We start from the raw sequence: 867 nt of genomic DNA, 5'->3' as shown, positions 1-867 counted from the left end.
CGCGCTCAGTGGCGATGACGCCGGACGCTTGAGTTATATGGCCGAAGTGGAGCTGACGGCCGACAACGATGCCGGGGAGCTGGCGCGGTTGCCGGCCGGCGTGCCGGTGCAGGTGACCTTCTGAGCGGCCCGGTGGAGCACGCTGCAGGGGCTGCCAGGGACGCGGGTCCGGCGATCCGCACGCGCGGACTCACCCGGCGTTTCGGGCAGCTCACTGCGGTCGACCAGGTCGACCTGTGCGTGCCCCGGGCCAGTGTGTACGGGTTCCTGGGCCCGAACGGTTCGGGCAAGTCGACCACCATCCGCATGCTGTGCGGCCTGCTCACGCCCAGCGCGGGCGAGATCGAGGTGCTGGGGCTCACGATTCCGGCACAGGCCGAGCAGCTGCGCCGGCGCATCGGCTACATGACCCAGCGCTTTTCGCTGTTCGAGGACCTGAGCGTGCGCGAGAACCTGGAATTCCTCGCCGCGGTGCAGGGCATTGCCCGCGCCGTGGCGGCGCGCCGGATTGCCGAGCTGATCGAGCAATACGATTTCCAGGACCGGCAGAAGCAGCTGGCAGGCACCCTCAGTGGCGGGCAGAAGCAGCGGCTGGCCCTGGCCGGCGCGGTGATCCAGCAGCCGGAGTTGCTGTTCCTGGACGAGCCGACCAGCGCGGTGGATCCGGAATCGCGGCGCGACTTCTGGGAAAAGCTGTTCGATCTGGCCGATGCCGGCACCACGTTGCTGGTATCCACGCATTACATGGACGAAGCCGAGCGCTGCCATCGTCTGGCGATCCTGGACCGCGGCCGGCTGGTGGCCGATGGCTCTCCGGCCGAACTGGCCGGCGCGCTGCAGGGCTGCACGCTGGGGGTGTCGGTGGCG

1 protein-coding gene is annotated in these 867 nt (G+C 69.4%); it reads left to right on the top strand.

What is annotated here, in order from left to right; all coding sequences use genetic code 11:
* Positions 1–174 precede the first annotated feature (174 nt).
* The coding region (locus JCM9942_RS17105; RefSeq protein ID WP_054661019.1) for an ABC transporter ATP-binding protein at positions 175–867 on the top strand (693 nt) is incomplete at its 3' end.

The sequence above is a fragment of the Stenotrophomonas pictorum JCM 9942 genome, from assembly GCF_001310775.1.
Taxonomy (GTDB): domain Bacteria; phylum Pseudomonadota; class Gammaproteobacteria; order Xanthomonadales; family Xanthomonadaceae; genus Stenotrophomonas; species Stenotrophomonas pictorum.
This window is presented reverse-complemented; position numbering and strand designations above follow the sequence as displayed.